The sequence below is a fragment of the Allopusillimonas soli genome (assembly GCF_004153445.1).
GTDB classification, from domain to species: Bacteria; Pseudomonadota; Gammaproteobacteria; order Burkholderiales; family Burkholderiaceae_B; genus Allopusillimonas; species Allopusillimonas soli.
The window spans coordinates 503,856-522,605 of the sequence record NZ_SDQC01000002.1; the positions used below are offsets into that span (position 1 = coordinate 503,856).

Below are 18,750 nucleotides of genomic sequence, written 5' to 3' on the forward strand. Positions count from 1 at the left end.
CATAACCAGTGTGGAGACATGCTATGAAATTCAATCACGCAGTAGCAACTTTGGGCGTATTCGTCCTATTTGGCGCAGCAAGCACACCAGCGATTGGGCAGAACAATTGGCCGGACAAACCAATTAATATCATTGTTCCGTATTCCGCAGGTGGCGCTACAGATATTGTTACCCGCGTCATTGCTACCGAGTTAACGAATCAATTAAAGAGCACGGTGGTAGTAGAAAATAAACCAGGGGGCAATTCGAATATTGCCGCCGATGCAGTTGCCCGCGCTGAACCTGACGGATACACCCTACTGGCCACGGGCCCCTGGCTACTCATCAACCAATTCCTGGAAACAGGCCGCCGCTGGTCCCCCGAGCAATTTATGCCGGTTGCCCGTGTCGGCGTAACTGACAACATTCTTGTTGTACCAGCGAGTTCGCCCGCCAAAACGCTTAAGCAATATGTAGACATGGCCAAGGCTGCCGGCGACAACCATTTACAGTATGGCAGCCCTGGCTTTGGATCAACACAAAGAATGGCCGTAGAAATGTTTGCGAATGCCGCCGGCATCCAGCTGGAGGCCGTGCAATATAAGGGCGCGCCACCCATCATTCCCGATTTGCTCACCGGTCGGGTAGGCATGTCGATACTTGCCGCAAGCAATGTTACCGGGCACGTCCGGGAAGGAAAGCTGCGGGCGCTCGCAACAGCAAGCGATGAGCGCAACCCTGACACACCAGATATCCCCACCGTGATCGAAAGTGGATACAAAAACGTCGAAGCATTGTCTTGGTTTGGATTTAACGCACCAGCCGGCACGCCACCTGAACGAATCAAGAAGCTTGCCAACGCCATGCAAAGGGCGCTGGCCAAGCCCGAAGTGCAAAAGCAGCTGAAATCGGCAGATACGCGTATTGCATTTATGGGGCCCGACGACTTCGGTACATACCTCAAGGACGAAAAAAGGCGCTGGGGTGCTGTAGCGGAATCACTAGACTCGAAAGGTAAGCAATGATCTCTTTGCGCGTAGATGTTACTTATACCGGAGACGCCCATGGTTGCTGTTGAGTGCGTAATCCGTAGCGAAGATACTTTGGGCGAAATGCCGATCTGGTCTGACCGCGATCAGAGGCTGTACTGGATTGATGTACGAGCACCGGCTCTTTATGCCTACGACCCAGCTAACGGTGATGTGCAAACGCACACGATGCGAGAAAATATCGGCAGCTTTTGCGAGCGCGAAGCCGGCGGCATGCTGTTGGCCATGAAGTCAGGTCTGTACCTGTACGACACTCAATCTCGTGCCACAGAGCTTTGGTTTGATCCTGAGCCCACATTACCCAATAACCGCCTGAACGATGGAAAATGCGATCGGCAAGGCCGTTTTTGGGTGGGCAGCATGAACGATGGAGATCGACTACCAACTGGAACCCTGTACAGCATAGAACAAAAAGGCAAGTGCCGAAGTTTTGTCAACGGCATCACAATTCCGAATTCTCTGGCCTTCAGCCCAGACGGCAGCCTGATGTATTTTGCTGATACACCGACAAAAAAAATTATGGTGTATGACTTTGACCCAGATGACGGCGTGCCAAGCAATCCTCGGGTATTTCGTGATATGCACGATCATCCGGGCCGGCCCGATGGGTCGACTGTCGATGTTGACGGATGCCTATGGAATGCGGAAGTACACGCATCGCGGGTTGTCCGGTACACACCTAGGGGCGAAATAGACCAAATTATCGAACTACCCGTGTCTGGCGTGACATCGTGCGCTTTTGGCGGCCCACGCCTGGATACGCTATACATCACGACCGCCAGACAAGGCCTCACATCAGAACAACTGGGTAATCAACCACTAGCCGGCGCACTATTCGCCGCGCTCACCGGTACAACTGGTGTTGCAGAGACGCTTTTACGCGGATGAACTCGAACATGTATACGCAGCAATCAGGCGACAGGAGAACCACTTAGATGGAAAAGCTCATTTCAGGCGGCCGGTTCATTTCAGAAACGCTCGTGGCGCACAAAGTTGACCATGTGTTTTTTATGGACGCCATACTGCGACAAGCACTGGTTGAAATGGAAGATCTGGGCATCCGGCGCATTCTTGCCCATTCCGAGAAAGGGGCAGCCTATATGGCTGACGGCTATGCGCGCATAGCAAGGCGCCCCGCAGTGTGCATGTCGCAATCTGTAGGCGCATCAAATCTGGCGGCCGGCTTACAAGATGCTTATCTTGGACAGTCATCTGTCATTGCGCTGACCGGACGCCAGACAGCCACGATGCAATACCGAAACGCTTACCAAGAGATCCCGCATGAGCCTTTCTTCAATGCATTGACGAAGCGCAGCTCGAAGGTCGAGGCGCCGGAACAACTGTCCTTGCTGCTGCGGCAGGCCTTTCGAGACGCGACCACTGGACAGCCGGGTCCCGTACACCTGGACATCGCAGGACATACCGGCGATATCATCGGATCGGCCAAACACAACTATGGCACAGTGAGTACACCAAATGAGTTCTCGCAGTTTCCAGCGCTGCGATCACCTGGCCATCCAGACTTGATCACCAAGGCGGCAAAACTCATTGAGGCATCAGAACGGCCGGTCATTGTTGCCGATATCGGCGTGACCGTCTCGAATGCAGAGGCGACAGTCCTGGAGTTCGCAGAACAGCTTTCCATTCCGATTGTGTCTTCCCTCGACGCCAAGAGCACACTTACTGAAAGCCACCCCCTTAACGCGGGGATCGTAGGTACCTATTCGCGTGACTGTGCGAACCAGGTCGTTTCCGCTGCCGATTTAGTGATTTTCGCGGGTAGCAATGTAGGCGACCAGGTATCCAATAACTGGACCCTTCCCTGTGAAGGAACACAAATCATTCAAATATATTGCGATCCCGCTGAGCTAGGTCGTAACTATCAGAACACAGTTGGAATTCCTGGTGACGTCCGTCTGATCTTTGAACAGCTCACCGCAGTGATGGCGCCCACCAGCCGTACACAGTGGCTGGCACAGGTGGCGCAGTATGTGACAGCATGGAAAGATGCCGTTGCACCGCTACGCAACAGCGATGCGGTTCCGATTCGCCCAGAGCGCCTCTGCAAGGAGCTTAGTGACTGCCTGCCAGCTGATGCAATCCTTATATCCGATACGGGCTATTCATCACAATGGAGCGGTACGCTCGTGTATATGGAGCACCAGAAGCAGCGCTACTACCGCGCCGCCGGCTCGCTGGGCTGGGGATTTCCTGCGTCGCTGGGTGCGAAATGTGCCCGTCCCGACCTACCAGTAATATGTTTTACTGGGGACGGCGGTTTCATGTATCACATGCTCGAGCTCGAAACCGCACTACGATGGAAGTTCAACACAATTACCGTAGTAAATAACAACAGCTGCCTTGCGCAGGGAGCACGTGCCATCGATCAGGCTTACAAAGGCCGCACTGGCAACAGCGCAGAGATCCACAATTACTTGCCCACGAACTTTGCGGCCATCGCAAATGAAATGGGATGCATGGGCCTGCGTGTCGAGCATCCCGGACAGTTTCCCGACGCTTTCGCCAATGCACTTAGTGCTGACGTGCCTGTGGTCCTGGATGTCGTCACCGATCCTGATGCTCTGGCACCATTACCCTGGAGCCCATCGACGTAAAGATGCTCCTAATCAAATCGGCCTATCTCCCTTATTGACATTCATGATACGGTTATCCTCCGCAACAGCATGCGTGCTGGATTTCGCATGACGACGATATCCAGAACGGTAGGCCCGGTTTTGTTGGAGAGCCCTTGCTCAAAAGCGTCGCCCAGCTTCTCAGGATCTTCCACACCTAAACCCAGGCAGCCCATGCTATTAGCGATGTCGGCATACTTCATTTCGTGCAGTTCGGACGACGACTGATAGTCACCCGCACCATATACCGAATGCTGCAAGGCTTTTACATACCCCGATACCGCACTATTGAAGACACACGGTGTCGGATCAAAGCGTTGGAGGTGGAGAACGTGCAGTCGCGCAAGCTGTTAATGGATCGTGACCTTGAAATTGATGTCATGAAAGAGATCAATGCAAAAATGTGGTGAGCGCGCAGGCTCGGCTCGAACAGGCAGGATATGCCATGTCCCGTGGCTTATCACAACTCTGGACCTGTGTGCTGATGGATGTTTCAGCTTGATCCGCCCTCATACTGATCGAACCAAAAACTTGGCAAAAGTCTGCCAAAGGTCGCATCACGGTCCAGCACTCGCACAAGACAATTGCCCATGAAAAAACCCTCGACTCAAAAAGAGTTCAGGGTCTTTGAAATGAACACGCCAATATAACGGTGACCCGAGCGATTGCCTCAGCATCCGTGCTAGTCTCAATTCCTTGCTGCCCATCGGCAATGCGATCGCGGAGTCGTCGATAACGCGGAATCTCGAGTCCGGCAAGCTTATGCTTTCAAGCAACGAATCGTCATCATCCGCACAGTGGCCAAGCGATAAGCTGCCACAACACCAGTCCCGATCATACGGGCCGACAGCGGATGGTGCGATCATGGCTGACAGTATTATGCACCTGTGTCAAGCCGAGCATAACGCTACGGGTAACGTTTCAGACCCTGCGGACCACGCGCGCATCGCCGCTCGTTCGGATCGCTGGTCGATGGCTGTATCAAGTGCTTCTGGATTTCAGGTGGTTGCCGGCGGCTGCAAGCACAAACTCAATAACCGTAGAATTCCTCGCTACGCACATCATCCTCGTCAATGCCGGCATCGGCGAGTGTGGCGTGCATCGCCTGAACCATTGCCGGTGGGCCTGAAACATAAAAAATCGGCGACGACAATGTCTCTATCACCGACTTTACGAGATCGCCATTCACTGGACTGGCCAAGCCATGCCACGCCTGTGATGACCGATCCATCTGCGTCATGGTGGCAACCAGGCGAAAGGCCGGGTTTTCCCGCGCCCATTGCTGCAGCTGGGCAAGGAACGCGGCGTCCTCGGGCCGACGGTTGGTGTAGATCAAGGTCAGGGCTTGCGGCATTCCCTGCTCCACCGCATTTCGGACAATACTCATAAAGGGCGTGATGCCGATGCCACCCGCGATGAATACCCCGGCACGCTCCATATTCTTGTGCAGAGTCAGCGTTCCGAAGGGGCCCTCGATTTGAACCTCGGCGCCAATGACGAGCGCACCAAGCGCTCGCTTGAAAGCACTGTCGCGCATACGTGTGGCAATGACCAGTTTATTCTCGAAAGGTGCCGTGGCAATGGAAAAGGTGTGACGGGCCTGCGATGAATCGTTGGCTACCCCCTGCTGGGGCACAATCAGATCGATGGCCTGGCCCGGCTTGAATATGAATCCGGCCGGTTTATCGAAGTGGAACGCCACCGTGCCTTCGGCGACTTCATCACGCGCAGTCAAGCGCACTGTATATGTAGTCACGATTCTTCCTTTATCAAAATATATTGCAGAAGCGATGATTACCGAGCATGCTTATTGGTCCCCGACATCCAGTAGACTCAAGAATTCACGACGCAAGGCCGCATCACCCAGAAACGCGCCTCTCATCACGGAGTTTTTCATAAGCGCCCCGTCATCCTTCACGCCCCGCCAGTGCATGCATAAATGGTTCGCTTGCATTACCACGGCCAATCCATCAGGCTTGATGCGCTGCTCCAGCTCATCGGCCAGCATGACCACGGCTTCCTCCTGTATCTGCGGCCGGCTCATGACCCAGTCACAAAGACGGGCGTATTTGGACAGCCCGATGAGATCTGAAGCAGGACTGGGCAGCAGGCCTATCCACACCTTGCCCATAATCGCGCACAAATGATGCGAGCAGGCGCTGCGCACCTTGATGGGCCCCACGATCATCAACTCGTTCAAGCGAGCGACATTGGGAAAAGCCGTCACCGCAGGCGCCGGCTCGTAGCGGCCGCGAAACACCTCCTGAATGAACATCTTGGCCACGCGCCTGGCCGTATCGGCGCTATTGTGATCTCGCTCCGTATCGATCACCAGCGCATCAAGCACCTCGCGCAGCCTGTCTTGCACCTCCACCTGCAGCGCCTGCAGTTCGCCGCTTTCGATGAATGCGGAGATATTGTCGTTGGCGTGATAACGATGCTTGGCGGCGATCAGCCGGGCGCGGATACGATCGGAGACCACTGCGGCCGGTCTGTCGGAATCATTGTCAACGCGGGAGGAAGGGAATGTAGCGAGCATGGGAAGTTTCAAACCTCTTTCTAGTTTGTTCATGAGGGCCAACGCTTCGATGTGTGAATCGCGCTTTTCCCTAGCGCACGCGCCCGACACCATGCAGGTACACCAACCGGGCGCCGAACCAGCCACCTGCAACGAGCGCGGCGAAACCACCCGCATCAAGGATCAAGGACACCGCATCGGGCGCCAAAGGGTGAGCGCCATCCAGACCCCACATTAGGCGCGCACCAAATAGCGCCAGGGCAAGGGCCATTGCGCCCATGTGCACGTAGGCATCGCGCATAGGCTCACCTTCTGGCACACGGGCAAGCTCCATCAGACCCGCCGCCATCGCCAACAGCGCCATGACACAACCGACAGCCAGCAGGCCAGCGGACCAGCGCCAAGCAATTTTCCCAAACCACAAGCCCGCCAGATCAGTCATTGTCGCCAGCGACCAACAGGCAATTGGAAAATGCACGAGCGCGGGGTGTAGTGGGTGGTGGCTCATCAAAGCACCACGCTGAGCAAAGTCAGAAAGCCGACAACAGCTACTGACGCGTGCACGACCACCACCGCCTTCGGAGGTAGTTTCTTACGCACATGAAACGAGGCCAGGAAGAAACCACCCAGCGCTGCCAGCACCAACAGCCCAAACCCGATCCCAGTCTGTGACGAGGGCCCTTCCTGGACCAGTAGAATAATCAAAAGGACAAGGCCAACAGCACCGAGCAAGGCGTGCAGCAATGAAAGAAACCAGGGCGCGAACTGGCCACGCAGGACGCGTTTAGCCAACATCAGTCCACCCAGAGCGGTAATCGCAAAAACTATTAAAGCAGCGTTGAACATCTAATTTCTCCTGAAGCGCTACACAAGGATTTACCCTGACTCAATCGACTCGGGATTGCCGCAAGATATCGCCAAACGTAAATCGCCCCGTCTTACTCATTGGATGCAACCGCAGCGACATTCATTTCATATTTTTTTCCGCCGATGAGATATGGCGTACTTTTCCCGCGAACTGCTTCAGGAAATGCCTGGGCCGTGGACCCTCGTTAGCTGATGGAGTCAGTATCTATGAAGTCATAGATAGGCGGGGGTGATGGTCTTGTTTTGCTCGATGTGAACGACCGATATTCAACCGAAGACAAAAGGCTGCTTGACTCAAGAATGTGCGCCACATATGCCACTATCATGTCTGTCGACATCCGGCGGATCAGCGTCGCCATTCGCGAGTTGGGTCAGGTCAGCCTATGGCGTATACCTGGCCAAGGAGAGGATGCTGTACCGGCTTCGCTGTTGATTCTGGACATCCGTGCGGTCCGGCCCCCCGAACTGCGCATGCAGGTTGCGAAAGCCCTTTGCGCGCACTGTATTGAGATACTGGGCTTGCGCGAGGACCGTCTGAATGTGGAATTCACCCAGCATTCCGGTGACGAAATGTATCATCCGGCCTTGAGTGGCTACAGTCCCAATTGGACGCCTGATGAACAATAAAACGGGCGGCTACTGTACACGCAAAGCGTCACTAGCCACCTAAACCCAGGTTTAAGCCTATGGGCTGAAAGCATAATTACCTGCCCCACCCCGTCATCGCCGGTCCGCCCGCCGCTGTCCATTCCTTATTCTTTCGTCGACCGCCTCATCCCGCCCCTTCCTGCAAGCCGCCTCGGCAAGGCGGCGCTGTTTGCTTCGCGGTTGCCGGCCCCCGCCCCCCCAGACGGATGCCGGATCATTCCCAGCGCCGCAGCCCCCTTCATGCCGGAAGCCATTACGTCTAGGGTTGTTTACCTATCAGCCAAACGATGTAGGCCTGATGCCGCATCACGCTTCCCTTAAATCACCTAAGTCGAAAACCCTCCCACGCCTAAGACGTACAGCGCATTTCTCTTCAGCCTACCTCTCTCTAACATTTTTACTAACTTTTCTGTATCCATAAATTAAATATTTTTCAAAATTTGCAGGAGCCGCTCCGGGTCGGCTTTACCCGGTTCACAACTCCCTCAGGAGGGGTAAATCATGAAGAAGAAACTCATAGTTGCAGCAGCGCTTTGCGCAGTGTCGTCTCTTGCGTTCGCTCATGGTGGCGGTGGCGGTGGCGGCGGCGGTTGGGGCGGTGGCGGTTGGGGCGGTGGCGGCGGAGATCCTGCGCCTACGTCGGGCTTTGCGGGGGTCATCGTCGGCAGCGTAGACTCCACATCCATGGGTGCCGCCGCGGCAGGAACCTATGTCCTGGGTACTGGCATCAGTGTGCAAAAAATCCACTCAGCCACGGCAGGCAACTCCTGGGTCAGTGGCGACATCAGTCCAGATGGCCTCAATGTCTCATCCGGCAATACGCAGTGGGCCAAGTCCGTCAGCATAGGATATACGTCACCGGGCCAGAAACTGGTCAATGAAGAAGGCCAGTTCATGAATGGCACAGGCGGCGTTGCCCAGACTGCGACCAATGCGTGGATTGCTGGCAATTTTGCCACTGCTGAGTTTGGCGGCTTCGGCGGCATGGGCGATATCCCGCCCATTACTGTCTACCGTCCAGTCCAACCCGTTGCTGGTGGTAGCGAATAACAATTAATCCGCACCGCAACATCAGCCGGCTGGCGGGGGCTTACGCCTCCGCCGCCCGCAAGCCCGAAAGGAGGACTACCATGAAGAAAGAGATCGTCGCCGCCATGCTGGCCCTGGCCTGGTTTGGTGTAGCGAATGCCCAGACGACGAATAACACGTCCACGTCGGGCTCCACGGCTTCGGCCAATACCAGCGCAAGCAACGCGGGCAATGCCCAGCAAATTACATTCAACTCAGCCGCAACGCCCCGTACGCAGCGTATAGAAACCACCCCGAGCCTGGGCGGCAACAGCTTCTATGGCTCCTACAGTCCAGACAGCTGCGCGGTATCAGGCGGAGGCGGCGCAGGCTGGACGGGATTCATATTCAACCTCGCCGGCCCCATAGAACAGAAATCCTGCGTATTATTCAGAGCATTCGAACGATCGCAGCAGGCTGCGGCCACCGTGGCATCGATGGATCCGGTCACCGCCGCACGGCTCAGACAGGCATCCATAGACATGCTGTGCCAAGTGTCCGATCAAGTGCGCGAGGCATTGAGCTATCAGGGCCTGTGCTCGAACTTTGACAATAAATACAATATTGCCCCGCCGCCGCCCATCCTGGCCAGCGCCAATATAACTCGCACTGTGCACCAGCGCATTAATCCTGACGGCACCCTGACCACCATTCAATAAAATGCCATTAATTGTGCGCAAATTCGTGGAAACCCTATATTCAATCACATATTTGAAACAATTAATTGCGTAATATGCACCGACGACTTAATATTCCACAAAAGCCCAATATCGCAACTTTGTTGGTAATTGGCTTTGCAAAATAATACTAAGCCTTCGTCAGTCGCAGCGTAGTTTTAGCAGCACCAGATAGAATCGGCCGGGCCCTCACGGACGGCAGCATAGCGTAGCCCTAATTAGTCGTAAGCCCCTGTTGTATTACCCTTAAACCCGGTTTTCCAGGCTGATGGAAAACGGCGAAGGCACTGGGAAAAACTGCCATGATAATAATTAGAGTAATAGAGCCGCATGCGCTTCTGCGCATCGGTATCCTGCAATCTCTGGCCGATATCGGAACCGAGTGCAAGGTGGAGACAGTCGAGTTTCCAGGACCTGGCTCCGGGAGCGCGCAGGAGTGTAATTTACTTCTGCTGTCCATCGATTCTGCGAGAAACATACACACCGCGATCGACAGTGTTGTGAGCGCATATAAGCCCAAAGCCCTGCTGCTTCTGTCCAGTCATGAAGAATTACTGTCGACTGCCGCCGAGCTGCCGCCGGTGGTGTCGGGTTGCATCTCAAGGCATGTCACGCCTGAAGTGCTGCATGCGTCGGTAAAACTTGTGCTGGCAGGCGGCACCTGCTTTTCTTCTCCGTACGGGACGTCTCGGCCAACCTTGACGTTCAGCCGCGCCGCCAGCCCCGACAACCAGATGGACCGCGAGCCTTCTCATGCAGACAAATTCAATCTGGATGCGGAACATCGACTGCTGGGTCTCACACCAAGGCAGTACGAAGTGCTCGTTTTACTGGCGCGCGGCCATCCCATGAAAACCATAGGTCGGTTGCTGGATATCTCCGTAGCCACAGCCAAGGCACATACCGAGACGCTTTACCAGCGATTGGGGGTGCATAACCGCAATGCGGCGGTATATACCGCCGTGACGCGGGGTGCGACGCTCGGCTGGCCTTCTTCCAATGAAATGGAGGAAGCGATACCGACGATGCTTGGCGCACGGGTTCGCCCGCATATGTCGGGCGCCTCGGCTCGTTGATACTCAAGCCGGGCGCGCTTGGCCATTGGGACTGTTGTATTTAGAGCAGCCCCAGTTGCAGGCGCGCCGGCTCGCTGATCATATCCCGGCTCCAGGGCGGGTCCCAGACCAGATCGACCTTGGCTTCGTCAACACCATGGATGGACAGCAGCTTGTCACGCGCTTCATCGGCGATCATCGTGCCCATACCGCAGCCGGGTGCCGTCAGCGTCATTTCAACCTCGACGCGAAAACGCTCGGGCGCCAAAGGTATGACATTGCAGCTATATACCAGGCCAAGGTTCACGATATCGACTGGAATTTCGGGATCGTAGCACGTAGAAAGCAGGCTCCAGGCGGCATCCTTGACCGCATCCGAGGTGACCGGCCCATCGTGTACGTGAACGACCGTTTCCGTTGGCTCAAATCCCAGTGCGTCGCCGTCCGCACCCTCAACACGATATAGATTGCCCTGAACCAGCACGGTATAGGTGCCCCCAAGCTGCTGCGTAATGGTAGCCTCGCAGCCTTTCTCAATGGTGACAGGCGATCCGTAGGGAACGGTGACTGCCGGGCAGTCACGGCTGACAATGACATCTTGACGGGTATAACTCATGTGCTTCTTCTCACTCTGTGCGCGCAATCTCTCTGGCTTGCTGGATGGCATTGTGCAACGTGTGCCAAGCCAGCGTTGCGCACTTGACGCGTGCGGGAAATTCCCGCACACCGCTCAGTACTTCGAGCTTGCCGAAGTCGCGCGACTCGGGTTGTGACTCAGTGAGCATGGCGTGCATATCGCGGAATAGTTCCTCGACCTCTGCAATCGTCTTGCCCCTGACCGCTTCAGTCATGAGCGAGGCCGACGCGGTGGAAATGGCACAGCCATGTCCAATGAAGCTGATCTCCTGCACAATGCCCTCTTCAACCCGCGCATAGACGGTGAGTTGGTCGCCGCACAGGGGGTTATGCCCCTGCGCCACATGGCTGGCATTCTCCATGGCATGGAAATTACGCGGGTTGCGGTTGTGATCGAATATGACTTCCTGATAAAGATCACGCAGGTCACTGTTACTGGTCATGGCCTATTCCGAATAGCTTCTGAGCCTTGCGCAACCCGGCCACCAGGGCATCCACATCTTGCGGCGTGTTGTACAACGCGAACGAGGCACGCGCCGTGCCCGGAATGCCAAACCGCGTCATGAGCGGCATGGCACAGTGATGGCCTGCACGTATTGCGACGCCTTCGGTATCAAGTATCGTCCCCAAATCGTGCGGATGTATGCCATCCAGGACAAAAGAAAGAATGCTGGCCTTACGGGCAGCCGTACCTATGATGCGCACACCCGGCAATGACAGGACAGCTTGCGTAGCTTGTGCCAGCAGGGCCTCTTCATGCGCAGCGATGAGATCCAATCCCACTTGCTCGACATAGCGAATGGCCGCATCCATGCCGACGACGCCCGCGATATTGGGCGTGCCAGCCTCGAAGCGCGTGGGTACATCGGCATAGGTCGTACCCTCGAAGCTGACCGTGTGTATCATGTCGCCGCCCGACTGCCAGGGCGGCATCGCAGCCAGAATATCGTGCTTCGCGTACAGGGCTCCAATTCCGGTGGGGCCGTAAAGCTTATGAGCCGAGAATACATAGAAATCGCAATCAAGCGCCTGCACGTCCACAACCTTGTGCGCCACAGCCTGGGCCCCATCCACCAGAACCAAGGCCCCGGCATCATGCGCCAGCCGCACGATGTCGCCCACGGGGTTAATGGTGCCAAGCGCGTTGGATACATGCGCCACGCCCACAAGCCGTGTGCGAACCCCCAGCAAAGCCTTGAATGCGTCAAGATCCAGCTCACCGCTGTCGGTTACCGGTGCCACCTTGAGATGTGCGCCAAGCTGTTCGCACAGCAATTGCCAGGGTACGATGTTCGAGTGATGTTCCATCCCCGTAATGAGTATCTCGTCGCCTGCCTTGATATTGGCGCGTCCCCAGCTCCAGACAACCAGATTGATGCTTTCGGTGGTGCCGCGTGTAAAGACGATTTCCTCCGGCCGCGATGCATTCAGCAGCCGGCGCACGCTTTCCCTGCCCTGTTCGTACAGATCGGTTGCATGCTGGGACAGCCAGTGCACGCCGCGATGGATGTTGGCGTTCGACTGTTCGTAGAATGCCTTCTCGGCCTCTATGACTGCCAGGGGCTTTTGCGTGGTGGCGCCATTGTCAAGATAGGCCAGACGCTTTCCCTGAACGGGCCGCGACAGGATGGGAAAATCGGCCGTGCGGTCCAGCAGCGCCGCGCCGGCAGGCGTACCCAAGGGTGCATTCATGAAAAATCTCCAAGTTCGGCACCACGAGGGGCCAAAGCCCGTATGGCCCCGATTACGCGGCGGCGCAGGGACTCGGGCTCAATGCGATTGACGGCCTGCGCGGCGAAAGCGTAGGTCAATACATGACGGGCATGCGTCTCGTCCAGCCCGCGAGAGCGTAGATAGAACAAGCTGTCTGCATCGATCTGCCCCACCGTGGCGCCATGGGCGCATTTGACATCATCTGCATAGATTTCCAGCTCGGGCCGCGCATCGGCCTTGGCCAAGCGAGACAGCAACAGGCTGTCGGAACGCTGCACAGCATCGGTCTTGTCGGCACCCGGCGCCACAAAAATGCGGCCACCAAATACGCCGCGCGACGTATCGTCGAGAACACCCCGATAGTATTCGCGGCTGACACATGCCGGCTCGCTGTGGCGAATGACGGTCTGATGATCAACATGGCGGCGCCCGTTGACGTAGTAAAGGCCATTCAGAAGCAGCTCGCCGTGCATGCCACGAAAATCAGCCGAGATATCATGCCGCGCCAGTTGCGCGCCAAATGACATCGAATGGGACGTGAATACAGAGCCCTTTTGAAGCGTGACATCGGTGGCGCCCAGATGGAAGGCGCTGGTGTCTTCGTGCTGAAGCTTCAAGTGGGTGACATGCGCATCGGCCTCGAGCGCCAGGCGTGTAACCGAATTGGTATGGCTGGCGCCATCGCCCTGCCCCACGAAATGCTCCATGATCACCGCCTGGGAGCCCGCCTCCGCCTGTACGAGGTTGCGAGGAAAGCTGGCCAGCCCCCGTCCAGTAGCTATGAACACCAGATGCACGGGATCTTCAAGCGCTACGCCGCGCGGCACATGAATGAACGCGCCATCAGCCGCCAGGGCGAGATTGAGCGCTACCGGCGTGGCACCGTCGCTTTCAGAACCCATCAGTTCCTCAAGCCGGTCCGGCCCACTTGCCACCACATCGGACAGCGGCTGCAGCGCAACACCCGCGGGCAGCGCGCCCACGCGCGACAGTCCTGGCGCATACGCCCCATCCACGAATACCATCCAATGCCCCTCATCGGCATCGGTATAAGGCCGCTGGAGGGGTGACGATGCTGCGGCGTCATCGGGCAAGGAAAACGTCTGTTGCGCCAGCGCGGCCAGCGAAGTATGACGCCATGCCTCCTGGCGCGCTGTGGGCCACCCTTCGTCGACAAAGCGGGCCAGAGCCTGTTTACGCAGGTTGCCCAGCCAGGCGGGACCGGAGCCTGCCAGGCTGGCCTGTCGGCGCGCCATGCCGCCTACCCAGGACTGCAGGTCGCTCATGCCGCAGCTCCTTTGTCTGCGCCAGACTTGATCCCAGGCTGCCTCTTGTCTGCCTGGGTGACCCAGCCGTAACCTTGTTGCTCAAGTTCAAGCGCCAGCTCACGGCCACCGGAACGAACAATTCGGCCCCCCGCCAGGACATGCACATAATCGGGCACGATATAGTCCAACAAGCGCTGGTAGTGCGTAATGACAATCATGGAGCGATCAGGCGAACGCATACGATTCACGCCGTCGGCCACGACTTTCAGCGCATCGATATCCAGGCCCGAATCGGTTTCGTCGAGAATGGCAAGCTTGGGTTCGAGCAGTATCATCTGCAGCACCTCGTTGCGTTTCTTCTCGCCTCCCGAAAAGCCTTCGTTCAACGAGCGATACAGAAACTCTTCACGCATGCCCACGGCTTTCATTTCAGCCTTGGCTCGCTGGATAAAGTCCATGGCGTCCAGTTCGGGCAGGCCCTGGTGGCGCCGCGCGGCATTCACGGCCGCACGAAGAAAATACGCATTGGAAACGCCGGGAATCTCAATGGGATATTGGAAGGCCAGGAACAGCCCCGAACGGGCCCGCTCTTCAATGGGCATGGCCAGCAAATCCTGCTCCAGCCACTGCACCGAGCCATCCGTGACGGTATAGTCCTGGCGCCCGGCCAACACTTGCGACAATGTGCTCTTGCCTGAGCCGTTCGGCCCCATGATGGCATGAATCTCTCCGGCCTTTACCTCCAGGCTAAGACCTTTGAGAATGGACTTTCCCTCGACCGAGGCGTGCAAATTGTTGATGCTCAGCATGTATGCTTCTCCTTAACCTACGCTGCCTTCAAGACTTACGCCGAGCAGGTTCTGGGCCTCGACTGCAAACTCCATGGGCAATTCCTTAAAAACTTCTTTGCAAAAGCCATTGACAATCATGGACACCGCGTCCTCGGCCGACAGGCCGCGCTGCATGGCATAGAACAACTGGTCTTCGCCGATACGCGACGTGGTGGCCTCATGCTCGACACTGGCAGATGGATTCTGGACTTCCATCGTGGGGAAGGTATGCGCCGCGCAGGTCTTGCCTATGAGCAGCGAGTCGCACTGGGTATAGTTGCGTGCATTCTCGGCCTTGGGCGTGATGCGCACCAGCCCGCGATAGGCATTGCTGCCATGGCCTGCGGATATGCCCTTTGAGATGATGGTGCTGCGCGTGTTGCGCCCCATGTGGATCATCTTGGTGCCGGTGTCCGCCTGCTGGCGGTTGTTGCTGACAGCAACGGAATAGAATTCGCCAGTGGAATCGTCGCCGCGCAGAATCACGCTGGGATACTTCCAGGTAATAGCCGAACCGGTTTCTACCTGGGTCCAGGAAATGCGAGAACGGGCGCCACGGCAGTCGCCGCGCTTGGTTACGAAGTTGTAGATGCCGCCCTTGCCATCCTTGTCGCCAGGATACCAATTCTGCACGGTGGAGTATTTGATCTTGGCGTCGTCCAAGGCGACCAGTTCCACCACCGCGGCATGGAGCTGGTTCTCATCGCGCATGGGCGCCGTACAGCCTTCCAGGTAACTGACGGAGGCACCCTCCTCAGCAATGATGAGCGTGCGCTCGAACTGGCCGGTATCCTGCGCGTTGATGCGGAAATAAGTGGACAGCTCCATCGGGCAGCGCACGCCTTTGGGAATGAAAACAAAGGAGCCGTCGGAAAACACGGCCGAATTCAGTGCTGCGTAGAAGTTGTCGCCGGGGGGCACGACTGAACCCAGATACTTCTTCACCAGGTCTGGGTGCTCTTTAACGGCCTCCGAGAACGAACAGAAGATGACGCCAACCTCGGCCAATTGCTTGCGAAAGGTGGTGGCCACGGACACAGAATCGAAAACCGCATCGACCGCGACGCCGGCAAGGCGAGCCCGCTCATGCAAGGGCACGCCCAGCTTCTCGTAGGTGCGCAGCAATTCGGGGTCGACTTCGTCCAGGCTCTTGGGACCGTCCGCCTTGCTCTTGGGCGCAGAATAATAAATGATGTCCTGGAAATCCACCGGCGGGAAGCTGACATGCGCCCACTCGGGCGGCGTCATTGTGAGCCAGTGCCTATAAGCGGAAAGGCGCCACTCGAGCATGAACTCAGGCTCGCCCTTCTTGGCTGAAAGCAGACGAATGGTATCTTCGGAAAGGCCCTTGGGGATGGTGACCGATTCGATGTCAGTGATAAACCCGGCCGAATACTCGCGGTCGAGAAACGACTCGAGCGGATCGGCCGCGGACACCACGGCGGGTTCAGTAGAGGGATTCATTCGGGAAGACTCCATGCTGCGGCGCGGACCGCGCCAGGCTTGGTTTTCGGCCGCGAAAGCGGCCTATGGTTGAGAGAAAATTCAATGACGGCCGGGCGTACCATGTCGGCAATGCTGATGTCTTCGAGCGTGTGACGCACAATGGCATTGATGCGCTGCCAATTGCTGCGGATATGACAGGCGGATTCGACACTACAGGCACCCGGCAAGGCCGTGCATTCAGTAAGGCCGAACGGCTGATCCTCAAGGGCGTCGATGACCTGTGCGATGCTGATGTTTTCGGGTGCAAGGCCCAATGCATAACCGCCGCGCGCGCCCCTGCTGCTGCGCACCAGACCGTGCTGCCCCAGCAGCTTGAGTATCTTGCTGACAGTGGGCTGGCCAAGGCCCAGCGTGCTGGCGAGGTCGGCCGCACTGTACACACGCTCGGGCTCGCCGGCCATGTGTGTAAGCACCAGGGTGCCGTAGTCGATGATTTTGCTGATGCGCAGCACGCGCCGCCTCCGGGCCATTTTCAATAGTCATATAGTACCATTTCAGTACTATATGTTCAACCCGTTTGCCTGCCCGCCTGTTGCATGCGCCACATGCGGGCATAGCGTCCGTCGCGCTGCAGCAACGCCTGGTGCGTGCCGCGTTCGAGTACGCGGCCCTTGCCGAGAACGATGATTTCATCGGCATTGACGATGGTCGACAGCCTGTGCGCGATGATGAGCGTGCTGCGATCACGCGCAATGCGCTCCAGCTCGTCCTGGATATCGCGCTCGGTGCGCGTGTCCAAGGCGCTGGTGGCTTCGTCGAAGACCAGTATGGGCGGGTTCTTCAGGATGGTGCGCGCGATGGCCACACGCTGCTTCTCGCCGCCGGAAAGCTTGAGGCCGCGCTCGCCGACCTGGGTCTGGTAACCCTCGGGCAGCGCCATGATGAAATCGTGTATGCGCGCCGCTTGGGCGGCCCGCTCGATTTCGTCCTGGCTGGCCTGCGGATTGCCATAGGCAATATTGTACCGGATCGTGTCATTGAACAGCACGGTGTCCTGCGGCACGATGCCAATATGCCGCCGCAGACTTTCCTGGGTAAGATCGCGAATGTCCTGCCCATTGATCCGGATGGCGCCGCCGTCCACATCGTAAAAGCGGAACAGCAGGCGGGACAGCGTAGACTTTCCCGCTCCCGACGCCCCGACCACCGCCACCGTGCCGCCTTCCGGAATCGTAAAGGACACCCCGAAAAGAATCTGCCGCTGGGGCGTGTAGCCGAAATCGACCTGATCGAATTCGATCTGCGCGCGCCGAGCGCCCAGGGTGCGGGCTCCCGGACGATCCGCAACTTCCTCGTGCTGGTCCATGAGCCGGAACATGCGCTCCATGTCGGCCAGCGCATGCTTGATCTCGCGGTAGACGAAACCGAGAAAGTTAAGCGGCGCATACAGTTGCGTAAGATAAGCGGAAACAAGCACCACATCACCCACAGACATGCTGCCCTCGACCACCCCGCTCGCGGACAGCCAGAGCAAGGCACTGATGCCCAGCGTGATGATGACGCCCTGCCCCATGTTCAGAAGGTTGAGCGAAATCTGATTCTTGACGGCAGAGTTGACCCACTTTTCCAGATTGCGGTCGTAACGCTCAACCTCGTAGTCCTGGTTGCCGAAATACTTGACCGTCTCGTAGTTCAACAGTGCATCGATGGCCTTGCCATTGGCCTGGCTGTCCAGCTCGTTCATGCTACGCCGATACACCATGCGGCGCTCGGTCACCAGCAGGGTGAACATGACATAGCTTGCGATGGTGCCCAGCGTGACCACGGCAAACCGCAGGTCATATCGCCATAGCAAAACAGCCGCGACCATGCCGATCTCCAGCAAGGTTGGCAGGATATTGAAAACGGTGAAATTGAGAAGAAAACCTATGCCCTTGGTTCCGCGCTCAATATCCCGGCTCAGGCCGCCCGTCTGGCGGCCCATGTGAAATCGCAGCGACAGGGCAAAAAGATGATTGAAAAGGCGCGTCGCAATCCGCCGTATTGCACCCTGCGTGACACGTGCAAACAAGGCATCGCGCAGTTCGCCGAACACGCTGGTTGCAAGGCGCGCAAAGCCATAACCCACCAGCGCCGCCACTGGCAGCGCGAGCAAGGTGGCCGGAACGCTCAGGCTGTCGACGACATCCTTGAGAAAAACGGGGAGAATGACATTGGCGACCTTGGCCGCAACCAGACAGGCCAGTGCCGCCGTCACCCGATACTTGAATTGCCAGATGTAGGGCAGCAGCGACTTGATGACATACAGGTCGTTGCGGTGCTTGGGAGCTGGTCCCGGCGTGAAGGAGCGGCGCATGGGTGAT

The 18,750-nt window shown here is 57.2% G+C and carries 20 protein-coding genes; 7 read left to right on the top strand and 13 right to left on the bottom strand.

Going from position 1 to position 18,750, the window contains the following annotated elements; translation table 11 throughout:
• The first annotated feature begins 23 nt into the window (after nt 1-23).
• The 3 genes from ERD78_RS08145 to ERD78_RS08155 are packed head-to-tail and all read left to right on the top strand — an operon-like array spanning nt 24 to nt 3,643.
• Nucleotides 24-1,004 (top strand): Bug family tripartite tricarboxylate transporter substrate binding protein, encoded by a 981-nt coding sequence (locus ERD78_RS08145; RefSeq protein WP_218940800.1) that lies wholly within the window; start codon nt 24-26, stop codon nt 1,002-1,004.
• Between the two features lie 39 nt (nt 1,005-1,043).
• Nucleotides 1,044-1,916, top strand: coding sequence for an SMP-30/gluconolactonase/LRE family protein (locus ERD78_RS08150; protein WP_245152384.1), 873 nt, complete (start codon nt 1,044-1,046; stop codon nt 1,914-1,916).
• Between the two features lie 47 nt (nt 1,917-1,963).
• Nucleotides 1,964-3,643: a thiamine pyrophosphate-binding protein gene (locus ERD78_RS08155; RefSeq protein WP_129968770.1), complete on the top strand. Its 1,680-nt coding sequence runs from the start codon at nt 1,964-1,966 to the stop codon at nt 3,641-3,643.
• A 41-nt stretch (nt 3,644-3,684) separates the two neighbouring features.
• On the opposite strand, the gene ERD78_RS08160 is transcribed toward ERD78_RS08155, so the two are convergent.
• The 5 genes from ERD78_RS08160 to ERD78_RS08180 all read right to left on the bottom strand — a co-directional run bounded on the left by ERD78_RS08160 (nt 3,685) and on the right by ERD78_RS08180 (nt 7,025).
• Nucleotides 3,685-3,999, bottom strand: a complete 315-nt coding sequence (locus ERD78_RS08160) for a thiamine pyrophosphate-dependent enzyme (protein WP_129968771.1) — start codon at nt 3,997-3,999, stop codon at nt 3,685-3,687.
• A gap of 692 nt (nt 4,000-4,691) precedes the next feature.
• Nucleotides 4,692-5,417, bottom strand: coding sequence for a ferredoxin--NADP reductase (locus tag ERD78_RS08165; RefSeq protein WP_129968772.1), 726 nt, complete (start codon nt 5,415-5,417; stop codon nt 4,692-4,694).
• A gap of 51 nt (nt 5,418-5,468) precedes the next feature.
• Entirely contained in the window at nt 5,469-6,200 is a 732-nt protein-coding gene (folE, locus tag ERD78_RS08170; RefSeq protein WP_129968773.1) for a GTP cyclohydrolase I, read from the bottom strand.
• 70 nt (nt 6,201-6,270) lie between these two features.
• Complete coding sequence (locus ERD78_RS08175) at nt 6,271-6,687, bottom strand: DUF2231 domain-containing protein (RefSeq protein ID WP_129968774.1); 417 nt, start codon at nt 6,685-6,687, stop codon at nt 6,271-6,273.
• Nucleotides 6,687-7,025 (bottom strand): hypothetical protein, encoded by a 339-nt coding sequence (locus tag ERD78_RS08180; RefSeq protein ID WP_129968775.1) that lies wholly within the window; start codon nt 7,023-7,025, stop codon nt 6,687-6,689. The genes ERD78_RS08175 and ERD78_RS08180 overlap by 1 nt, the downstream gene beginning before the upstream one ends.
• A 264-nt stretch (nt 7,026-7,289) precedes the next feature.
• Between ERD78_RS08180 and ERD78_RS08185 the strand changes: the two genes are divergently transcribed.
• The 4 genes from ERD78_RS08185 (at nt 7,290) to ERD78_RS08200 (ending at nt 10,515) form a co-directional block, all read left to right on the top strand.
• Nucleotides 7,290-7,673: a tautomerase gene (locus tag ERD78_RS08185; RefSeq protein ID WP_218940801.1), complete on the top strand. Its 384-nt coding sequence runs from the start codon at nt 7,290-7,292 to the stop codon at nt 7,671-7,673.
• A 522-nt stretch (nt 7,674-8,195) separates the two neighbouring features.
• A complete protein-coding gene (locus ERD78_RS08190; protein ID WP_129968777.1) occupies nt 8,196-8,744 on the top strand; it encodes a hypothetical protein in 549 nt (182 codons plus the stop codon).
• 80 nt (nt 8,745-8,824) lie between these two features.
• Nucleotides 8,825-9,421 carry a hypothetical protein gene (locus ERD78_RS08195; protein ID WP_129968778.1) on the top strand — a complete coding sequence of 199 codons (597 nt, stop codon included), beginning with the start codon at nt 8,825-8,827 and terminating at the stop codon, nt 9,419-9,421.
• A 320-nt stretch (nt 9,422-9,741) separates the two neighbouring features.
• Nucleotides 9,742-10,515 (top strand): response regulator transcription factor, encoded by a 774-nt coding sequence (locus ERD78_RS08200; protein WP_129968779.1) that lies wholly within the window; start codon nt 9,742-9,744, stop codon nt 10,513-10,515.
• A 40-nt stretch (nt 10,516-10,555) separates the two neighbouring features.
• Here the strand turns inward: ERD78_RS08200 and sufT are convergent, their stop codons facing one another.
• From sufT to ERD78_RS08240, 8 genes are read right to left on the bottom strand one after another with little or no spacing between them, the layout of a single operon-like run.
• The gene (gene sufT / locus ERD78_RS08205) at nt 10,556-11,110 is read right to left on the bottom strand and encodes a putative Fe-S cluster assembly protein SufT (protein ID WP_129968780.1); all 555 of its coding nucleotides are present in this window, start codon (nt 11,108-11,110) and stop codon (nt 10,556-10,558) included.
• A 10-nt stretch (nt 11,111-11,120) separates the two neighbouring features.
• A complete protein-coding gene (gene sufU / locus ERD78_RS08210) occupies nt 11,121-11,573 on the bottom strand; it encodes a Fe-S cluster assembly sulfur transfer protein SufU (RefSeq protein WP_129968781.1) in 453 nt (150 codons plus the stop codon).
• A complete protein-coding gene (locus ERD78_RS08215; RefSeq protein ID WP_129968782.1) occupies nt 11,563-12,822 on the bottom strand; it encodes a cysteine desulfurase in 1,260 nt (419 codons plus the stop codon). Before ERD78_RS08215 ends, sufU begins: the two co-directional genes overlap by 11 nt.
• Nucleotides 12,819-14,129 carry a Fe-S cluster assembly protein SufD gene (gene sufD / locus ERD78_RS08220; RefSeq protein WP_129968783.1) on the bottom strand — a complete coding sequence of 437 codons (1,311 nt, stop codon included), beginning with the start codon at nt 14,127-14,129 and terminating at the stop codon, nt 12,819-12,821. The genes ERD78_RS08215 and sufD overlap by 4 nt, the downstream gene beginning before the upstream one ends.
• Nucleotides 14,126-14,920, bottom strand: coding sequence for a Fe-S cluster assembly ATPase SufC (gene sufC, locus ERD78_RS08225; RefSeq protein ID WP_129968784.1), 795 nt, complete (start codon nt 14,918-14,920; stop codon nt 14,126-14,128). The genes sufD and sufC overlap by 4 nt, the downstream gene beginning before the upstream one ends.
• A 12-nt stretch (nt 14,921-14,932) precedes the next feature.
• Entirely contained in the window at nt 14,933-16,405 is a 1,473-nt protein-coding gene (sufB, locus tag ERD78_RS08230; RefSeq protein WP_129968785.1) for a Fe-S cluster assembly protein SufB, read from the bottom strand.
• Nucleotides 16,402-16,899 (bottom strand): SUF system Fe-S cluster assembly regulator, encoded by a 498-nt coding sequence (locus ERD78_RS08235; RefSeq protein ID WP_129968786.1) that lies wholly within the window; start codon nt 16,897-16,899, stop codon nt 16,402-16,404. Before ERD78_RS08235 ends, sufB begins: the two co-directional genes overlap by 4 nt.
• A gap of 56 nt (nt 16,900-16,955) precedes the next feature.
• Nucleotides 16,956-18,743 carry an ABCB family ABC transporter ATP-binding protein/permease gene (locus ERD78_RS08240; protein ID WP_129968787.1) on the bottom strand — a complete coding sequence of 596 codons (1,788 nt, stop codon included), beginning with the start codon at nt 18,741-18,743 and terminating at the stop codon, nt 16,956-16,958.
• Between the last annotated feature and the right edge of the window lie 7 nt (nt 18,744-18,750).

What these genes read in the sequence shown, in the direction of transcription:
- sufU (WP_129968781.1), bottom strand. Translation starts at nt 11,573, where the DNA reads ATGACCAGTAACAGTGACCTGCGTGATCTTTATCAGGAAGTCATATTC.
- sufB (WP_129968785.1), bottom strand. Translation starts at nt 16,405, where the DNA reads ATGAATCCCTCTACTGAACCCGCCGTGGTGTCCGCGGCCGATCCGCTC.
- ERD78_RS08145 (WP_218940800.1), top strand. Translation starts at nt 24, where the DNA reads ATGAAATTCAATCACGCAGTAGCAACTTTGGGCGTATTCGTCCTATTT.
- folE (WP_129968773.1), bottom strand. Translation starts at nt 6,200, where the DNA reads ATGCTCGCTACATTCCCTTCCTCCCGCGTTGACAATGATTCCGACAGA.
- ERD78_RS08240 (WP_129968787.1), bottom strand. Translation starts at nt 18,743, where the DNA reads ATGCGCCGCTCCTTCACGCCGGGACCAGCTCCCAAGCACCGCAACGAC.
- ERD78_RS08175 (WP_129968774.1), bottom strand. Translation starts at nt 6,687, where the DNA reads ATGAGCCACCACCCACTACACCCCGCGCTCGTGCATTTTCCAATTGCC.
- ERD78_RS08190 (WP_129968777.1), top strand. Translation starts at nt 8,196, where the DNA reads ATGAAGAAGAAACTCATAGTTGCAGCAGCGCTTTGCGCAGTGTCGTCT.
- sufT (WP_129968780.1), bottom strand. Translation starts at nt 11,110, where the DNA reads ATGAGTTATACCCGTCAAGATGTCATTGTCAGCCGTGACTGCCCGGCA.
- sufD (WP_129968783.1), bottom strand. Translation starts at nt 14,129, where the DNA reads ATGAGCGACCTGCAGTCCTGGGTAGGCGGCATGGCGCGCCGACAGGCC.
- ERD78_RS08215 (WP_129968782.1), bottom strand. Translation starts at nt 12,822, where the DNA reads ATGAATGCACCCTTGGGTACGCCTGCCGGCGCGGCGCTGCTGGACCGC.
- ERD78_RS08180 (WP_129968775.1), bottom strand. Translation starts at nt 7,025, where the DNA reads ATGTTCAACGCTGCTTTAATAGTTTTTGCGATTACCGCTCTGGGTGGA.
- ERD78_RS08195 (WP_129968778.1), top strand. Translation starts at nt 8,825, where the DNA reads ATGAAGAAAGAGATCGTCGCCGCCATGCTGGCCCTGGCCTGGTTTGGT.
- ERD78_RS08155 (WP_129968770.1), top strand. Translation starts at nt 1,964, where the DNA reads ATGGAAAAGCTCATTTCAGGCGGCCGGTTCATTTCAGAAACGCTCGTG.
- ERD78_RS08200 (WP_129968779.1), top strand. Translation starts at nt 9,742, where the DNA reads ATGATAATAATTAGAGTAATAGAGCCGCATGCGCTTCTGCGCATCGGT.
- sufC (WP_129968784.1), bottom strand. Translation starts at nt 14,920, where the DNA reads ATGCTGAGCATCAACAATTTGCACGCCTCGGTCGAGGGAAAGTCCATT.
- ERD78_RS08150 (WP_245152384.1), top strand. Translation starts at nt 1,044, where the DNA reads ATGGTTGCTGTTGAGTGCGTAATCCGTAGCGAAGATACTTTGGGCGAA.